We start from the raw sequence: 17782 nt of genomic DNA, 5'->3' as shown, positions 1-17782 counted from the left end.
CCCGGTATTTGTCTTCACTGCTTTTGAGAAGACTATCCGCCTGCTGCTGCACCGAATCGAGGGTGCTCCACTGAATGGACGCCGTTCAATAGTATAGGATGGAGAATCACAGAGAACGCTCCTTAGGTACCCATACACAGCTCGCTGACCCACAACTCCTTCAATTTCGCTTTGAGGCCCACATCAATGACCTTTTGGAATATCCCGAAATCTTCCCGTCGCCGGCACCTTAGCAACACAACACCCTGGCCCCCCATAGCCTCCCTGCTCTTCGCTGTATTCACCGCCCTGGCTACATCTGCCGCCCAATCCGCCGAGCTTCCGCCCCTGTCCGAAAAGGTCGCCATGGCGCAGCACATGCCGGGATATTTTGATCTGTACTGGGATGACGCCACGGGCTCCCTGTACTGGGAAATCGACAAGCTCGATACGGAATTTCTCTATCAGGTATCCATGGGCTCCGGACTCGGCTCCAATCCCATTGGTATAGACCGGGGACAAACGCGAGGGACCTTCGTACTTGAGGCCAAACGCGTAGGCCCCCGGGTGCTGCTCATGGAGCCCAACTACCGCTATCGCGCCACCAGTGACAATGAATTGGAAAGAACCGCAGTGAAGGATGCCTTTGCGCCTTCCGTGCACTGGGGCTTTGACATCGTTGCCGAAAGTAATGGCAGCGTTCTCGTTGACGCCACGGACTTTTTTCTTCGGGACGCGCGAAACGTTGTTGGCCAGATCAAGCGGCGCAAACAGGGCGATTTCAAGCTGGAAAAATCCCGCAGTGCCATCTACCTCGACAACACGGCGGCGTTCCCGGAGAACATCGAGATCGAAGCCATGCTTACCTTTGTCAGCGATAACCCCGGCGATCTCGTCAATAAGGTCGCGGCAACGGGATCAGCCATCACCCTCAGGCAGCATCACTCCATCGTAAAACTGCCGGAGGAAGGATTTAAAACCCGCCTATCGGACCCTCGCATCGGCACCAACGGCCCGACGATCCAGGACTACGGTACGGCAATTGGCGAAGACCTGGTGGTGCGCCTTGTTGCCCGGCATCGCCTTGAGAAAAAGAATCCCGAGGCAGAAAAATCCGAAGCCATCGAGCCGATTATTTATTACCTCGATCCCGGAGTTCCCGAGCCGATCAAGAGCGCCCTCATGGAAGGGGGGCGTTGGTGGAACCAGGCCTTCGAGGCGGCCGGCTTTATCGATGCCTTTCAGGTTCGGGAGCTGCCGCCGGGTGCCGACGCCCAGGATATTCGCTACAACATGATTCATTGGACCCACCGACGCACCCGGGGTTATTCCTACGGGTACTCCGTGGTGGATCCACGCACCGGCGAAATCATAAAAGGCAACGTGAATCTTGGCAGCCTGCGCCTGCGCCAGGACTATCTCCACGGACAGGGACTCATGCCCGCCTTTGATTATCTTGCAACGGCTGCGGGCGACAATTCAGCTTCCGTAGAGATGGCTTTGGATCGGGTGCGACAACTCTCGGCCCATGAGATAGGTCACACCCTGGGGTTCCCCCACAACTATCTCGCCAGCAGCTATGGCCGCGAGAGCGTAATGGATTACCCGGCGCCCCTGGTAGAGATCACCGACGATGGGCAGCTGGATTTCTCCAACGCCTACCTGCAACGCATTGGCGACTACGACAAACTGGCCGTGCGTTACTCCTACACGCAGTTTGCCGACGATGCTGATGAAGCCGCCGAGCTCGACAAAATCGTGCAGGAAAGCCTGGATACGGGCCTGCTGTTCATGGCGCACAACAACAATAACTTCCGCGGTGCGGGACATCCCTACGCGAGTGTCTGGGACAACGGCGATAATCTTGTGGACCATCTAAAACATGAGATTGCCGTACGGGAGATCGGCTTACAGCGCTTTTCCGAAGCAACGATCCGCAGGGGGGAGCCTCTTTCAACACTGGAGTACGTACTCCTGCCTCTTTATATGCATCATCGCTTTCAGATGAACGCCGCTGCACAGAGTATTGGCGGAGCTGACTATCGCAATGCAATGCGCGGTGACGGTCAGACACCGCTGAAGATCATTGATGCCGACGAGCAGCGGGATGCGCTGGCTACGGTGCTGTCTACTCTCGAAGTGGATTTTCTGGCCCTCCCCGATGACATCCTCGCCCTGCTGCCACCACCGGCCCAACGCTACGATCAGGGCGAAGCCTTTCCTGCACGCACGGGTCTCTACTTTGATTCCCTGGGTGCCGTAGAAGCGGCAGCAAGCCTGACGGTCCAGACGCTCCTCCATCCCGCCCGCCTGGAGCGACTTCTCGCTTTTGGCAGCATGGGGGACTACCCGACGCTCGAAGAGGTGGTGGACGCACTCCTGGACACCAGCTGGTCTGCAAAAACACCGGATAGTGACTACCGCCAGAAGGTACTTCAGGTCATTCAATACACAAGCGCCCGGGAGCTGATGGCGAGCGCCAGTAACCCCGCAAGCAGCGACGGAGTTCGCGCGGTTCTGGCGGAACGCCTCAACCGCCTGCGGATTGATCTGGAGAAAAGAGCGAAGCGCGATCCCCATCGCTACGCCGTTGCCGCGGATATCCGTCGCTGGCAAGAGGGGGGTGAAGTACCAAACGCTGCGTTACTGAAGATGCCACCGGGAGATCCGATCTGAAGCCGCGTAGTGCATCTTCACCAGGAAAAAGCCTCGATGTTGCGGAAACCCAGGCCTGGACTATGCTGAGCGTTATCGTCGCGATTTTTTTGGCATAGGGTGGGCACAATGACACAGCAGCTTCGATCATGGTCCGTTGTCATTGCGTCCGCGCTCTTTTCGACGCCTATAGCCTTGGCTCAGGGCCTGGGCTCCCCGCAGGCCATGGATGCAGAAACCTTTCTCGCCATGGACCGCGAAGTCATCGAGGCATTCCTGGCAGGCGATGCTGACACTTATGCAGCGGCCATGAGTGATGACTTTTTTCTGTTCCAAAAGGGGTTTCGCGCCACGCGGGATTACGCGGTGGCGATGGTCAGCGAAATAGACTGCGATGTTCGTGAGCCCCTGCGTTTGACGGCGCCGCACCTGTTAGCTGTGGGCAACGATGCCTATGTGCTCAGTTATCGCATGGACATAGGTGCTACCTGTGCCAGTGGCAACGTCGCGATCACCCTACCCACACCGGTTCGAGCATCGACACTCTGGGTCAAAAAGGGGAACGACTGGGAGATTGCCTACCACGGGGAAAACGCCATTGAGACACCCAAGCCCACTCCGGAAAATCTACCCGATACCAGGAGTGATGTATCCGAGGCGGTCGCGGCGCAAAACGTCACGAACTCTGATGATGGTTCTGGTGACGGCTTTGATGATGGCTTTGATGTAAACAAGTTCCCCCCCGAGGGCTCACTGCTTGGCACCTTAATGGCGCGGGAGTCGGCGGTTTGGGAGACCTGGCGAGCCCACGACGCCGACGCCCTCGTCAAACTGACCGCCGATGACATCGCTTTTGTAAACATCTATGGCGATTTTTTTCCGGATAAGAAGACAACTATCGACAACTGGACGGGGCCTTTTTGTAATGTGGATAGAATTTCTCTAGGCCAGGCTACCGCAACGCAGTTTCTACCCGCCGTGGCCGTGTTAACGCTGACGGGTATCGTGAGTGGCAGCTGCGGCGATCAGGCCTTCGACGATCTACCGGTATATGCGACGACGGTTTACACACTTAAGGCTGGCGAGTGGAGGTGGGCCTTTGGCTTTAACGCGCCCTGAGCCATAGCAAAGGGCCTGGCAGACGCGTCTGTTTTCTCCCACCCGTACATCTGTTTCATAAGCTGCTACCTACTACTCACTATTCACTACTCACTACTCACTACTCACATTTAAGGGTCCTCAAATGAGCGACACAATGATTCTCCACCACTATGAAAACTCTCCCTACGCCGAAAAGATTCGCCTGATGTTCGGCTATACCCAGAGCCATTGGTGCTCCCTGCTGTCTCCGGCCTGGCCGCCGCGACCTAATGTCGATCCCCTGTCCGGCGGCTACCGTCGGATTCCCATCGCGCAGCGGGGCGCCGATATCTTCTGCGACTCCTCACTGATCGCGGCAGAAATCGCGGTGGCCAGCAACACACCCGGCCTCAACCCCTACAATGCCAGCGGCGCGCCTCGGGAGCTGATGCAGCAGGCCGAGAGTGAAGGCTTCTTCGCCGCCATCACATCGATACCGGCACCGAAATTACTGGGAACCATGCTCCGGAATTTCGGACCCCTGGGCACCTATCGATTTATCAAAGATCGCAGCGGACTGTTGTCCGGCGGAACCAGCAAACCCAAAGCCGCCGCGGATGCACGTCAGGTCATGGAAAGTCTGTTTTCAGACACGGACGACCTTCTCGCGAACCAGGCCTGGATCAGTGGTGACACTCCGGGGGCTGCCGATTTTGCCGTGTATCACCCCTTGTGGTTACACCTGAGTTGCAAGGGTCAGCTACCTTCGTCGGCCGAGAACCTCAGGCGCTGGTATGACAGCGTGGGTGAATTTGGCCACGGAAAGCGACAAGAGATCTCGAAGGAGGAGGCCTTTGATCGCGCAAAGTCCTCAAAGCCCCGCCCCCTCCCCGACAGCGAGGATCTGGAGGGCTTCGCTGTCGGTCAGGCCATCGAAGTTTCCCCCTCCGACTATGGTCTTGTGCCCGTTGTCGGGACGCTCGCGGCAATGACACCCGAACGCATTATCCTCGCTCGGGAAACAGACGCCTTCGGCACTCTCCATGTGCACTTTCCCAGGCTGGGGTACTCTGTAAAAGCCAGGGCTTGAGCCGGTAAGGGAGCCTTACTTCTCGAACCCCAGCAAGCTGTCTAATACCTCACGCACCTCACCCGCCCAGATCTGCGATACCTTGGAACCGGCGGGCAAGTTGGTGCTCCTCCGTCGATAAACAATGTTGCCTTCTCCATCGACCACCAGCAGGCCGGGGATAAAGTCGATGCTCCAGGCATCGCCTATGGCATCTGCATCAGCAATGGCGATCATGGGAAAACCGAGGGACTTCGCGTAGGCGGCGGGGTCCCCATAGCCACGCTCCTTGTGGTTCAAGCCGATGATTTGCACACCCGCATCGCCGTACTCCGCCTGGATCTCTGCCGCGCGTGGCATAAACGCTTTGCAATAGGGGCACCAGGTGGCCCAGAACAAAATCACCGCGGGCTTACCGTCCAACACCTCCGGAAATGAAACGGTTTTTTCGGTTATCAGATCCATGCCGGACCAGGGCGGGGCGACATCCCCCCGGGTGACGGCCAGGCTCTGGCTACAGAGGAGGAGAAAAAGTAAGCTGGTAGCAAGCTGCTTCATAAAGAAACTCCGCGCAAAAGATCGCTATCCTAAACCATCTAAAGCGCGCCTACGTTTTCGCCACGATAGAGACATCCTTTATTAAACCAGTGACGGGAACGCTCTGTGATAGGCCAATGGATGCCTGCCGGTTAACTTACCGCAGGCTGCGGGGTTTTTACTAAGGGTATCTCGCAAACACATCACAACAATAAAAAGGACACCACGATGGAAGAACAGATCAGCGATTCGGTTGAAGAACTGGACGCCGTCATTGTCGGCGCCGGCTTTGCCGGTATGTACCAGCTGTATCGCCTCCGTGAGGCAGGCTTTAAGACAAGGGTTATTGAGGCTGCCGATGACGTCGGTGGCACCTGGTATTGGAATCGCTACCCCGGAGCCCGCTGTGACATCCTGACCGTGGACTATTCCTATAGCTGGGATCCTGAACTGGAGAAGGAGTGGACCTGGAGCGAGCGCTACGCGACACAACCCGAGATACTCCGTTACGCTCAGCACGTTGCCGACAAACACGATCTGCGCCGGGATATTCAGTTTCAAACCCGTATCAAGCGCGCAAAATGGGATGAAGACGCAAAGCGCTGGAATCTACTGACCGATCAAGGCCAAAAAATCGCCGCCCGGTTTTACATCATGGCGACGGGTTGCCTCTCCATGCCGAAGGTGCCCGATGTCCCCGGTGCCGATCAGTTTGAGGGCGCAAGCTACTTCACCAGCGGCTGGCCTCATGAGGGCGTGGACTTCAGCGGTAAACGCGTCGCCGTGATTGGCACGGGCTCCTCGGGTATCCAGTCGATTCCGCTGATTGCCGAGGACGCGGCGCAGCTCACGGTGTTCCAACGGACACCGAACTTTTCCTTCCCCGCGCACAACGGGCCCGTCGCCGAGGCACGTCTTGCAGAGTACCAGCGCGATGTAAACGCCTACCGGCAGGCCGCGCGGGAATCGCTGATTGGCGTGCCTGCAGACAAACCCAGCGTCAGCGCTCTGGAGGTTTCCGAGGAGGAGCGAGCGGCGGTTTACGAAAAAGTATGGGAGACGGGGGAGCTCGCTCAGCAAATCAAATTCAACGATATCCAGCTGAACCCCGAGGCCAACGAAACCCAGCGACAGTTTATGCACAACAAGGTTCGGCAGATTGTCGAGGACCCCAAGATCGCCGATCTCCTCTGCCCTACGAATCACTATATTTTCACCAAGCGCCCCTGCCTCGACACGAATTACTACCAGACCTTTAACAAGCCTCACGTGCGCCTGGTGGATCTGCATACGCAACCCATCGTAAGCATCACCCGTGCCGGCATCGACCTTGGCGGCGACGAGCCCGAGGAACTGGAATTTGATGCCATTGTTTTCGCCACGGGCTTTGACGCCATGACCGGCGCCATTGTGAGTGTCGACATCGCGGGGCGTGACGGCCTTGCGCTTCGGGACGCATGGAGCGACGGCCCCCAAACCTATCTTGGGTTGATGAGCGCGGGTTTTCCCAATCTTTTTATGATCACGGGCCCAGGCAGTCCCTCGGTGCTCTCGAACATGATGGTGTCTATCGAGCAGCACGTAGAATTCATCACCGACACGCTGAAACACTTGCGAGACCACGGGTATGACAGCATAGAACCCACGGCTCTTGCCCAGGATCGCTGGGTCCAGCATGGCAATGAGTTCGCCGACCTCACCCTGCTTCCCACGGCAAACAGTTGGTACATGGGTAGAAACGTACCCGGCAAACCCCAGGTATTCCTTCCCTATGTCGGCGGCGTCGGCAGGTATCGGGAGATCTGCGACGAAATAGTGGATCGCGACTTCCTCGGTTTTACTCTGGATGGCCCCGAAGGTCGCCAAAGCAACGATGGCGTGATCCGACCCGTCAAGCCCGACATGATGGTGACCCTTGAACTGATTGAGGAGGCGGGAGCGCCCCCCTTCGAATCGGTTCCCGTGGCGGAAGCACGGGCTATGGCCGAAGGGATGGGCGAGATGTTTCCCCCGGGCCCCGAGGTCGGCGAGATAGTTGATGGCACCCTCCCCGGTGCCGACGGAAGTGAGCTGGAGTACCGCCTTTACCGTCCCGCTTCCCCGGGCCCCCACCCCATCGTGGCCTACTTCCATGGGGGCGGCTGGGTGTTAGGCAGTCACAGCTCCGACGATCCTCTGTGTCGTGACCTGTGCAAGCAGTCCAATGCAATTTTTGTTTCCATTAATTATCGCCATGCACCGGAGCATCGTTTCCCTGCCGCGGCGGACGATGGCCTCGCCGCAGCGCGCTGGATTGCAGCGCATGCCGAAGAGCTTGGTGGGATCCCCGGGCAGTTGGCCCTCGCCGGTTGGAGCGCCGGCGCCAATATCGCCGCCGTTACGGCACAGCAAGCCAAACTCGCAGGAGGTCCCGACATTCTCGGACAGGTCCTGCTGAATCCCTCGGTGGACGGCGCCATGGACACCCGGTCGATCAGAGACAATGCCGAGGGCTACACCCTGACCACGCCTCTTATGACCTGGTTCTGGGATCACTATTGCGACCCCTCGGACCGGAGCAACCCGAAAGCCTCTCCCCTGCGCGCGGAGGATTTATCGGGTTTGCCGCCTGCCATGGTCATTACCTGCGAATTTGACCCGCTGCGTGATGAAGGGGACGCCTACGCCGCAGCACTCTCGAACGCTGGCGTGCCCGTAAGGCATTTGCAGGTAGAGGGTCACACGCACATGTCCGTAAGCTGGGTAGACGTTATAGTGAGCGCCGCTTTTGTGCGCACGGAGATGGCCGAAGCGACCAAGGATTTTTTTGCTCCCAGGCATTAACGCCCGGAGCTGACCGCCCGGAGACCTCCCCGTCATCATGACTCTTTTTCCCTTGCCAAAGTCTGGTATCGCTAGCGGCAACGGCATCACCCGCAACTGCCTATCAGCTTTGCGGTCAGTGACCGTGCTATTTCTGGGCTCAGGGCTGCTTCTGCGCTCAGGGCTGTTTATTGGCTCAGGACTGTTTATCGGCTCAGGGCTGTTTATCGGCTCAGGGCTGTTTATCGGCTCAGGGCTGTTTATCGGCTCAGGGCTGTTCGCCCAGGCGGCCGCAGCTAACACCGACATGCGGAGCTCGACGCCCGGGGAGTCCCCGACGCCCTCCGAGATTCTGGAGGTGAAGGTCCCCCTGCATATTGATTACCCTCTCCTTGAACAGCAGTTGACCACCCAGATGTTTACGGGCCCGGGCCAAAGCCGCGATGTTCTGGACGATCCCAGTGGTTGCAGCGAGATTCGGCTCCGTGAACCCGCTCTTCGCCCGACTCAGTCACAGCTGGAGCTGCTGGCCGACGTCGATGCCCGCATCGGCTTTGGCAGCGCGGGAAACTGCGCAACGATGCTGTCCTGGAAAGGCAAAATCGGCATCCGCGGCACCCCGGAAAGCCGCGAAGATGGCAACGCCCTGGGGTTTGCACCAGAAAAAGTGTGGCTCATGGATCCCGCAGGTCAGACTGTAACCAATCCCCAGATACAGTCCCTTGCCGAGGCGAGCGTGCGCGGCGTTTTCCGCCGTTTCACCGTCGACCTCCTGCCACAGATTCAATCCATGGAAGCGTTTTTGCCGGATGTGCTACCGCAACACTCCAAAGCCCAGATCACGGCATTGCTCTCCACCCTTCGCGTTACGGATCTTCAGGCCACGGACGAGACCTTGAACGCAGAGCTGAGCTTTTCTGTGGAGGCTCTCAGTGCACCCCTAAAACCTGAGCGGGCCCTCAACGAAGATGAATTGCAGCAATGGGAGGAGCGCTGGCAGCTGATGGATTCTCTTCTGGTGCTTGCGGTAAAGCATTACGCCGCCGCAACCCAGCTTCAGGAGTTACGCACTGCGTTGCTGGAGGTGCTCATCGAGAGTCGCTACCGCCTTCGCGACGCCCTCGGGCAAGATCCCAGCACCGGGGAAGATGTCGACCTCGTTCGCGAATGGTTCCTCCAAAGCTGGCAGGCTCTGGTGCCGGTTATTCAGCGCATTGCCATGGATCAGCCCGGTCAGGAGCATCTGCTCCTGGTCAGCGTTCTCGCCGCCAGCGATGCCCTCGAGGCGCTGGATCAACTGGGGCCCAGCGTGGGACTCGATATCTCGGCGAACGGGCTGCGCCGCCTCGCGCGGATGATTAATGGCAGTGCCGGGGACGAGCTTCTCATTTACTCCGAGGCCCTGGACCCGCAACTTCGTCAGTTGTTTGAGGAGAGTTTTGATTCAGTGTCACCCCCTGTGAGCTGGCACTGGGACTTTTCTCTTATTCCAAAAGCGATGGCTGCTGACGGTGACCGTCTCAACAGCTGGGCCCCTAAACGACAGGATATGCCTGAATATCTGCCCCTCGTTGCCCAGCTTATGGAAAGCTCCATCAATGACGCCATTGCCAGCCGACGACTAGATCCTGCCTATCGCGATCTTTTTCGAAAACTGGTCCTCACCACCGCATGGCAGGAAAGCTGCTGGAAACACTACACCGTGAGTAAGGATCGAAAGCTGGTGCCCGTAAGGTCAGGCACCGGTGATGTGGGTCTGATGCAAATCAACGAGCGGGTTTGGCGGGGATTCTACGACCAGCAGCGCCTGCGCTGGGACATTGCCTATAACAGTGACGCCGGTGCTGAGGTACTCATCGATTACCTCACCAAATACGCCCTTCGCAAAGGCGAACACAAGCAACCCGGAGGACTCTCAAATCTCGCGCGCTCCGCCTACTCCACCTACAACGGGGGGCCCAGTAAGGTAGCGCGCTACCGTAGCAGCACCGCCTCCGCTTACGGTAAAAAAGTAGACGCAGCGTTTTGGGAGAAGTATCAGCAGGTCGCAGCGGGCAACGAGCTCGCCGTCTCTTCCTGCCATGGAGTCAACTTAAGCGGTCCCGCCATCAGGAAAGGGAATAGAAACGGCGCCACCTCCAACGCGGGGAGCTCATCATCGACCGGCTTCACCCTGCAGCTTGGGGCCTTCAGCACCGCTGATGCCGCCCGGAGCTTTATCAAACAACAGGGGCTCGATGGCCCCGCAAAAGTCCACCAGCGCAGCAAAGGCAGCAGCGCACGGTATCTGGTGGTTTACGGCAGCTATGCCTCTCGCGCAGAAGCCGAAAAGGCAAAAAAACCCCTCGCCCGCCTCCAGCCGTGGATCCGGCCCTTCGCCGATTTGTGAGTCGCTGCCACCCTGGCTCAGACCTGGCTCAGACCTGCCTCACGCAAAGTCTCGGATTTAACTGACGCCACGATCCTGATTGTCCCAGAAGGGTTTGCGCAATTCGGTTTTTAATATCTTCCCTGCGCCGGACAATGGAAACGGCTCGTCACGGAAACTAATGCTGCGGGGGCGCTTGTAGTTGGCAATAGTGTGCGTGTGCTCGATTAACTCTTCGACGGTCACGCTCTGACCCTCCTGAAGGATCACAATGGCGTGGACGGCCTCGCCCCAGCGCTCGTCAGGAATGCCAATCACGGACACCGCAGCAACGGCGGGATGCGTGGACACGGCATTCTCCACCTCGGCGGAGAACACGTTCTCACCGCCTGTGACAATCATGTCCTTGAGACGATCTACGATGAAGATAAAGCCGTCATCGTCGCGATAAGCGCCATCACCGGTTTTCACCCAGCCACCGCTCAGGGTCGCCTCCGTCTGCTCCGGACGATTCCAGTAACCGGACATGGAACCCGGCGCCCGGGCGACGATTTCGCCTACTTCGCCATTGGGCAAATCCTTGCCGTCTTCGTCACAAATACGCACTTCGACGCCCGGTGCGGCGCGACCCGCAGAGCGCATCTTCCCGGCGTTGGGGCCCTCCAGCGTGTGATTCTCCGCCGGCAGCAAGGTGATGATGGGCGCCATTTCGGTCTGTCCATAGCCCTGCATCCAGCCAATATTCGGCAGCCGCTCCAACAGGGTGTGCATGAGTCCTTCGGGCATGGGGGAGGCGCCGTAGGCAACGGAGCGCAGCGCAGACAGCCGCCCGGGGTCAAAATCCGGGTGATTCACCAACATGCCGAGCATCGTGGGCACCATGAGGGTATGAGTGACTTTTTCCGCCTCCAGCAAATCCATAACCTTGGACAGATCGAAACTCGGTAGAAAGGTATGGCACAGTCCATTGGTACAAGCCGCTCCCGAAAATGCGCCATCGGCGAGATGGAACATGGGGCCGGCGTGGAGGTACACATCACCCATCTGGTAGCTGGAGCCGCTGCTGACACTCAGGTTGTTAAACCACAGGGCTTGCTGGGACAGCATGACGCCCTTCGGAAAGCCCGTCGTACCACCGGTGTAATAAAGACCGGCAAGATCATCGCCACCACGCTCAGCATCCTCGCAGGGCTCGTTAGCGGCAATCAGGGATTCATAATCAAGACAGCCTTCAGGCGTCGCATCCTCACCCGTGAATACGATATGCGTTAGGGACAGCTCCGCCGTCATCTCTTTTAGCATGGGCGCAAAGGCATCATCGATAAACAGAACCTTTGCACCGGCATCTCCCAGGGCATAGGCGTTCTCTTCTGCAGACCAACGCGTGTTCATGGGCACCACTGCTGCGCCGGCCCACCAGACCGCAAAGTAATACTCGAGATAACGGTCGCTGTTAAGCGCGAGAATGGCCACGCGGTCACCGCTGGCAACGCCCATGGCACGAATTGCCGATGCCAGGCGCGCCACTCGGTCCTGCATCTCAGTCCAACTGCGATTCCTGCCCAGATGCCTTGTAGCCGGCGCACCGGGCGTCGCCCGGGCATTGGACTTGAGAAACTCCGTCACTGAATACATCGTCTTATCCTTATTAGTATGGGTGTTAGCTGGCTAGTTTAATCCAGCAAAGAAACTTAGCTAGTTATAATCACCCGCTGATTGAGCACCGGATGGAAGTCAGCGCTACCCCATGTGCTCGTACCCGCCAAGCCTATGGATCACTGCACTTGAACCCCCGACTAAAAGCTCTGATTTTTGACCTCGACGGTACCCTTGTGGACTCTCGTCTCGATTTCGCCGCGATGCGCCACGAGCTTAGGGCCCCCGCCGGCATCGGGCTTTTGGAGTACGTCGAAACCCTTGCCACGGAAGAGGCCCAACAATCCGCCATGGACGTCATCCACAAACATGAAGTCGCGGGCGCCATGGCGGCAACCTGGACCGCGACCGCCGAAGAGGCCATTCATTCCCTCCATGCGCAGGGCACACCCATCGCCATTGTCACCCGCAATAACCGCCACGCCGCGACGTTGACCATGGAGCGACTGAATATGCCCCCTATTCCTCTGAAGGCAAGAGAGGATGCGGCTCCCAAGCCTGACCCCGAAGCGCTGTTGGCCATCGCCGGGGAGTGGCGAATTCACCCAAAACACTGCGCCTATATCGGTGACTTTCGTTACGACATCGAGGCCGCGGAGCGTGCGGGCATGCTACCCGTTCTCTACCATCCCATGGGCGAGCGCCCCCCGGTGTTCGACGGAGCTCCCGGAGCATTGAGAACCTTGAGCGACTTTCGCGAGCTGACGGGCTGGTGTACCGGGCAATCTGATCAGCGCGGAGAGTCGTAAGCTCCCCGTTACCGCTATCCACTTCCTCCCCGGCATCCCTAACAAAGGAATCCCCATGCACAAAGTCCATATCATCCACGAAAATCGCGAGTGGAGCGCACCACTCCTGGAAGCACTGGATGCCCTGGGCGTAGCCTACGAGGACTGGTTTTTGGACGAGGGATCTTTAGATCTTTCCAAAGCGCCACCAGAGGGTGTGTTTTACAACCGCATGAGCGCCTCATCCCACACGCGGGATCACCGCTTCGCGCCGGAGTACGCGGCCGCGGTACTGGCCTGGCTTGAGCGTCACGAGCGCCGGGTACTGAATCCCGGCCGGGCGCTGCAGCTGGAGCTAAGTAAAGTCGCGCAGTATGCCGCCCTGGAAGCCGAAGGTATCCTCACCCCTCGCACGATCGCCGTCGTCGGCAAAGGGGGACTCACCAAAGCGGCCAAGGAGATGGGCGCGCCCTTCATCACAAAACACAATCGCGCGGGCAAGGGGCTGGGCGTGCGCCTCTTCCAGACGGTTGAAGAGCTGGAGAGTTACGTGGCCAGCGACACCTTCGAAGAACCCATTGATGGCATCACCCTGATCCAGCAATACATCGCCGCGCCGGAACCCTTTATCACGCGCTGTGAATTTGTGGGGCAGGAGTTTGTCTATGCCGTGCGCGTAGATACTTCTGACGGCTTTCTTTTGTGCCCTGCGGACGAGTGCCAGGATGAAGACGCCACCGTTTGCCCGGCAACGTCGGCGGCCAAATTCGAGATCATTGAGGATTTCGACGACGCTATCATCGAGGATTACCGGCGCATGCTCATCGCCAACAACATCCACGTTGCAGGTATCGAGAACATCATTTCCGCCGACGGTAAGCGCTACACCTATGACATCAACACCAACACCAACTACAACCCGAGGGCGGAGCACAAAGCAGGCAAGTCCGGGATGGAGGCCATCGCCCGACTGCTTCAGGCAGAGCTGTCCGCAATAGCCTGAGTGCCCGCTGCCGCCCGTCAGTTTGTTATCAAGTACAGTTACCTCTTCGACGTACTCAACTAGCCAGGCGCCGGGATACGGTAGTGTTAAAGGCCCCAAGGCCGCTCTCAAAGCGTCCGAATATCATTGACTGATCCAGACCCGCCTGCACCGAGCGCTGAATCCCCTCAGCGATGGCAAAGTCCTCCCTAAGCGTCGCGCAGGTGATGGCATGGTTCTTCTTCCAATACTCCCGCAGTTCGTCTTGCCCCAGGGATTCTGCCGGCGCGAGAGTTCTCAAACGCAGCTCCGTGCAGTCCGTAGCCAGAGGGTTCGCCTGGATCCAGATCAGATGATCCTGCTGAACTAGAAACTGCGTGTTGGGAAACATGAGATACAGAAGGTTTGCATGGTCCAGAAGCCGGAAGTCAGGACTTGAGGTATCGCTATCGGCGAGGGAGGTGCGGGGTAGCACAGACCGAAGATGATCTCCCAAGACCTGGTAGGTCGACAGGTTGTTCTCAAAAAAGGGGCCAATAGTGTTCTTGTGAGCCACCTTAAAGTGATAGGCCTCTAACCCACCCTCGACCAGCAACTTCCAATTGGCTTTGAGGTTCAGCACCGTCTCTTCGGCCACCCCGAGTTCGGCAATGTTCAATGCCTCAAAATCCGCGGCAATAGGCGCAAAGTAGTCATCGAACTGAATCTCGTCGGATGCATCGATGGTTACCCAGATAAAACCGAAGCGTTCGACACAGGCCAGCCGGTGGAGTCCGAGCTCGGCTTTATCGAGCTCTCCAAAGCCTTGCTCAAAATGCGGAGCAGCCAGAAGTTCACCGTCGGACCCATAGGTCCATGCGTGATAGGGACAGGTAAAGCGCCTCGCGCAACCGGCCTCTTCCGCAACGAGTTCCATGCCCCGATGACGACAGGCGTTAACAAAAGCCTGCGCCTGCCCTCGGTCATCCCTGGTGAGCAGTAGGGGAACGCCGGCGTACTCTGCACGCAAAAACGCATGGGAACCGGCAAGGGCCGCGCTGTGAGCAACGGCATGGGGCAGACGTCGAAACAGTTTCTGACGCTCGTCCTCAAAACGCTTTTCACCGCGGTAATGATCGTAGCCCTGCTGCGTTACACCCGCACCGAGAAAAGCAGAATTTGCCTCTTTTAACTGGAGCACCTCTTCTGTGAGCTTAAGCTCTTCTTCTTTTTGCATTAGTGGACACTCCGGCTATCTACTGTCGATTCACGGTCGACAAACAACCTACCGACCGGTAAGCATTGTACTTACCGGTCGGTAGGTGTCAAACTCCCGGCTGAAGAAGTGCACAACGACAAGCCTGACGGGATCAGCCAAGCCATGAGCGCTAAAGACGGTTTCTCAACACGGGATCGGACCCTTGCGGTAGCGACGAACCTATTCGCGGAGCGAGGTTTGCACGGCGTCAGTCTGGCGGACGTGGCCCGGGAGATCGGCCTCACCAAGCAGGCCGTGCTCCATCATTTTGCCTCCAAGGAAAAGCTTTATGGCGAGGTCCTTACCTCCATCGCGAAGGAATTGGAAACGATTGTCAGTCAATCGCAGAAGACAGAGTGCGCGCCGGAAGCACGGCTGGCGCAGATCTTTGACGCCTTGCACCAGCCCTCCGCCCACGCAAGACTGCGAACAAGGCTTCTTGTCCGGGAGTTAATGGATGTGGGGAGCCGTCACGGGACGGTAAAGACATGGCACCTGAAAGCTTTTCTTGACCAGCTGGTGGGGATCGGCCGCTCCGTCGACGCCTGGTCCGGCAAACCCGATGCGGAGATTTTTGCTGCCCTTTATCAACTCATTGGCGCGGTGAGCTATTTCGCTATCTCAGAAACAACTTTAAAAGGCATGTACGGCGCGGCGGAGACCCGCGCCATTGAGCGTGCCTTTAACAGGGAGTTGCATCTGCTGATCCAGACCCAGACATCTGCCTGACGCGCGACCCTTTACATATTCTTCCCTTTCACTGCTCGGTTCTCTATATGCCGAAGCCTTGATACGCCGGGCTAAAGGCCAGGAACGGGACTTTTTAATCCGTGAGCACGGCGGGACTAGCGACGACGTTTGCGAAGGAGCAGACTCAGTCCCAGGAGTAGCAAAGCAGCAGGGGCGGGCGCCGGGACATCAACCGGGTCGACAAGAAGATCCTGGCCACCGTCGATTTGAAGCCATTTCACACGACTGGCAGCGACTGCCGTCGGCGGTACCTCAGCACCCATGAGCGCGAAGGAATCCGTCAGAAACTGATTCCCCTCAGTACCAATTGAGGTAGCCGTGAACCATCCTTCTCCAACATTGAGAGCCTGGCCACTTTCTTCATAAAGGCTCTCCCAGATCCCTACCTGAAAGGCTGCTGACATCCAGCTGGCAGAGGGGTTCAGCCAGTTCTGATCCCCTTCGGTAATGGCAAAGTCCCTGCGAGCCACCTCGTTAGCGGCGCCCAGGAACAGCAGAGTTCGACCAAAGTCCCGCCGCACACCGTCCAGATCAACCACCAGGTCCTGAGCGACATCGTTTACATTGTAGGTGTTTGATTGGCGCAACAGTCTCTCAACGATATCAACGCAATACGCCAGCACATTATCTTCGTTGCGATAAAGGGTAGATGTCTCGAAATTCACGCCGTTCGTCGCCTGCCCGCCGAACATGCCGGCAGCCACGTGCATACTGCCCGTATCAAAATCGGCGTTGTCGAATCTGATGTGGGTGTTCCTTGAGCCCGCTGGAAACAATCCCCTGCCCTCGAAACTCAAATCAACGGTAATTGGCGTCGCCTGCACATTACCTGCAAGGCTCATAACGCCCGCGATGAAGGCTGCGCCCAAAAGGCGGTTTTTAACTGGCAGCGCTCTGCGATTACTTTGGTTTTTCACTTTTTACTGACTCACTTACGACATAGTTGGACGACTACCTCGCAAGAAGCATGCGCATTTAGCTGTAGAGAGCGTTTCCCCAGCTTCAAGACCCCGACACTGTGATGCTGTGCACAAAAGCGTCATGGGTGTGCCTGAAAACTGATGACCGGATACCCGCAAATTCTCAGTAAGGCGATGGAATCCAGAGTGAAAGCAGAGTGAAAGAAGCGTCACTGTAAAAAAGCTGACGCACAGATTGGTAAAAAGGTGTGCGCCAGGTCACAAAAGTCCCGGGCGGTCCAGGTGATTCAGCACGCTTCAGAGCGGGCTTACTTGCGCACCACATCATCAAAGGCTTTTTGAAACGCCGGCCGCGCCCCAAGCCGCGATGCGTAAGCCTTGAACACGTCCTCCTGACACAGCCCGTAAGCTCGCGCCCAGTTAAGGCAGTGACCAATCACGATGTCCGCAGCGGAAAAATCCGCGCCGCAGATATACTCGGAGCTCGCCAGGCGACCGTGAAGCTGAGGCGCCACTTCCTTTGATATCTTTTCCATCGCACGATCGACGCTTTTTGGGTCAGAGTCCGCCTCCGGCAGGAGATCCCGATGCACGCGAATCTGCCACAGCATGGCGTCCATCCAGTTGCCCCCGAACTGCAGCATCTGGAGATAGTCGGCGCGCTCTCGTGACAGCCCCGGCTGCGGCGCAAGCTGCTTTTCAGGGAAGGCATCTGCCAGCCACTCCACCATCGCAGTGCTCTCCAACATGGTCTGCACACTACCGTCACTCCAGGTGATCTCCAGTACCGGTACCGCGTGATTGGGGTTCATCTCAAGAAAATCGGCGGCATATTGCTCCCCCTGGAGAAGCTTCAGGGTCAGCAGCTCAAAGTCATCACCAAAGGTTTCCAGCAGCGCCCAGCGAACACGCGCGCTCCGACTTCCGGGAAAATGAAAAAGCCTCAGGGACTCAATTTTCATGAAGATCTACTCTCTATCAGGATGCAAACAACGCTACCATAGTTCCACGGTTTCCAA

General features: G+C 57.8%; 13 protein-coding genes. 8 read left to right on the top strand and 5 right to left on the bottom strand.

Going from position 1 to position 17782, the window contains the following annotated elements:
• The first annotated feature begins 186 nt into the window (after positions 1-186).
• The 3 genes from KT71_RS03220 to KT71_RS03210 all read left to right on the top strand — a co-directional run bounded on the left by KT71_RS03220 (position 187) and on the right by KT71_RS03210 (position 4804).
• Positions 187-2655 (top strand): zinc-dependent metalloprotease, encoded by a 2469-nt coding sequence (locus KT71_RS03220; protein ID WP_023659889.1) that lies wholly within the window; start codon positions 187-189, stop codon positions 2653-2655.
• Positions 2656-2763: 108 nt separating this feature from the next.
• Positions 2764-3753: a nuclear transport factor 2 family protein gene (locus tag KT71_RS03215; protein WP_008292905.1), complete on the top strand. Its 990-nt coding sequence runs from the start codon at positions 2764-2766 to the stop codon at positions 3751-3753.
• A gap of 124 nt (positions 3754-3877) precedes the next feature.
• A complete protein-coding gene (locus KT71_RS03210) occupies positions 3878-4804 on the top strand; it encodes a glutathione S-transferase family protein (protein WP_008292906.1) in 927 nt (308 codons plus the stop codon).
• 15 nt (positions 4805-4819) lie between these two features.
• On the opposite strand, the gene KT71_RS03205 is transcribed toward KT71_RS03210, so the two are convergent.
• Positions 4820-5341 carry a TlpA family protein disulfide reductase gene (locus KT71_RS03205; RefSeq protein ID WP_008292907.1) on the bottom strand — a complete coding sequence of 174 codons (522 nt, stop codon included), beginning with the start codon at positions 5339-5341 and terminating at the stop codon, positions 4820-4822.
• A gap of 207 nt (positions 5342-5548) precedes the next feature.
• Between KT71_RS03205 and KT71_RS03200 the strand changes: the two genes are divergently transcribed.
• Positions 5549-8143 carry a flavin-containing monooxygenase gene (locus tag KT71_RS03200; RefSeq protein ID WP_008292908.1) on the top strand — a complete coding sequence of 865 codons (2595 nt, stop codon included), beginning with the start codon at positions 5549-5551 and terminating at the stop codon, positions 8141-8143.
• 37 nt (positions 8144-8180) lie between these two features.
• Positions 8181-10511, top strand: a complete 2331-nt coding sequence (locus tag KT71_RS03195) for an SPOR domain-containing protein (RefSeq protein WP_023659888.1) — start codon at positions 8181-8183, stop codon at positions 10509-10511.
• Between the two features lie 57 nt (positions 10512-10568).
• On the opposite strand, the gene KT71_RS03190 is transcribed toward KT71_RS03195, so the two are convergent.
• Positions 10569-12125, bottom strand: coding sequence for an acyl-CoA synthetase (locus KT71_RS03190; RefSeq protein ID WP_008292910.1), 1557 nt, complete (start codon positions 12123-12125; stop codon positions 10569-10571).
• Positions 12126-12274: 149 nt separating this feature from the next.
• On the opposite strand from KT71_RS03190, the gene KT71_RS03185 reads away from it, so the two are divergent.
• Positions 12275-12895: an HAD family hydrolase gene (locus tag KT71_RS03185; protein WP_202962387.1), complete on the top strand. Its 621-nt coding sequence runs from the start codon at positions 12275-12277 to the stop codon at positions 12893-12895.
• 55 nt (positions 12896-12950) lie between these two features.
• Positions 12951-13877: an ATP-grasp domain-containing protein gene (locus tag KT71_RS03180; RefSeq protein ID WP_008292912.1), complete on the top strand. Its 927-nt coding sequence runs from the start codon at positions 12951-12953 to the stop codon at positions 13875-13877.
• Positions 13878-13932: 55 nt separating this feature from the next.
• On the opposite strand, the gene KT71_RS03175 is transcribed toward KT71_RS03180, so the two are convergent.
• Complete coding sequence (locus tag KT71_RS03175) at positions 13933-15072, bottom strand: aromatic ring-hydroxylating oxygenase subunit alpha (protein WP_008292913.1); 1140 nt, start codon at positions 15070-15072, stop codon at positions 13933-13935.
• A 144-nt stretch (positions 15073-15216) separates the two neighbouring features.
• On the opposite strand from KT71_RS03175, the gene KT71_RS19600 reads away from it, so the two are divergent.
• Positions 15217-15822 carry a TetR/AcrR family transcriptional regulator gene (locus tag KT71_RS19600; protein ID WP_023659886.1) on the top strand — a complete coding sequence of 202 codons (606 nt, stop codon included), beginning with the start codon at positions 15217-15219 and terminating at the stop codon, positions 15820-15822.
• Positions 15823-15938: 116 nt separating this feature from the next.
• On the opposite strand, the gene KT71_RS03165 is transcribed toward KT71_RS19600, so the two are convergent.
• Positions 15939-16760 (bottom strand): hypothetical protein, encoded by an 822-nt coding sequence (locus tag KT71_RS03165; protein WP_008292915.1) that lies wholly within the window; start codon positions 16758-16760, stop codon positions 15939-15941.
• A 311-nt stretch (positions 16761-17071) separates the two neighbouring features.
• Positions 17072-17725 (bottom strand): glutathione S-transferase family protein, encoded by a 654-nt coding sequence (locus tag KT71_RS03160; protein ID WP_008292916.1) that lies wholly within the window; start codon positions 17723-17725, stop codon positions 17072-17074.
• Between the last annotated feature and the right edge of the window lie 57 nt (positions 17726-17782).

This window comes from Congregibacter litoralis KT71 (assembly GCF_000153125.2).
GTDB classification, from domain to species: Bacteria; Pseudomonadota; Gammaproteobacteria; order Pseudomonadales; family Halieaceae; genus Congregibacter; species Congregibacter litoralis.
The sequence above is the reverse complement of the archived record's forward strand: the minus strand, read 5'-3'. Positions and strand labels throughout refer to the sequence as shown.

Excerpts from the sequence above, each read along its gene's own strand:
- KT71_RS03220 (WP_023659889.1), top strand. The coding sequence starts at position 187 with ATGACCTTTTGGAATATCCCGAAATCTTCCCGTCGCCGGCACCTTAGC.
- KT71_RS03215 (WP_008292905.1), top strand. The coding sequence starts at position 2,764 with ATGACACAGCAGCTTCGATCATGGTCCGTTGTCATTGCGTCCGCGCTC.
- KT71_RS03210 (WP_008292906.1), top strand. The coding sequence starts at position 3,878 with ATGAGCGACACAATGATTCTCCACCACTATGAAAACTCTCCCTACGCC.
- KT71_RS03200 (WP_008292908.1), top strand. The coding sequence starts at position 5,549 with ATGGAAGAACAGATCAGCGATTCGGTTGAAGAACTGGACGCCGTCATT.
- KT71_RS03195 (WP_023659888.1), top strand. The coding sequence starts at position 8,181 with ATGACTCTTTTTCCCTTGCCAAAGTCTGGTATCGCTAGCGGCAACGGC.
- KT71_RS03160 (WP_008292916.1), bottom strand. The coding sequence starts at position 17,725 with ATGAAAATTGAGTCCCTGAGGCTTTTTCATTTTCCCGGAAGTCGGAGC.
- KT71_RS03180 (WP_008292912.1), top strand. The coding sequence starts at position 12,951 with ATGCACAAAGTCCATATCATCCACGAAAATCGCGAGTGGAGCGCACCA.
- KT71_RS03205 (WP_008292907.1), bottom strand. The coding sequence starts at position 5,341 with ATGAAGCAGCTTGCTACCAGCTTACTTTTTCTCCTCCTCTGTAGCCAG.
- KT71_RS03190 (WP_008292910.1), bottom strand. The coding sequence starts at position 12,125 with ATGTATTCAGTGACGGAGTTTCTCAAGTCCAATGCCCGGGCGACGCCC.
- KT71_RS03175 (WP_008292913.1), bottom strand. The coding sequence starts at position 15,072 with ATGCAAAAAGAAGAAGAGCTTAAGCTCACAGAAGAGGTGCTCCAGTTA.
- KT71_RS19600 (WP_023659886.1), top strand. The coding sequence starts at position 15,217 with ATGAGCGCTAAAGACGGTTTCTCAACACGGGATCGGACCCTTGCGGTA.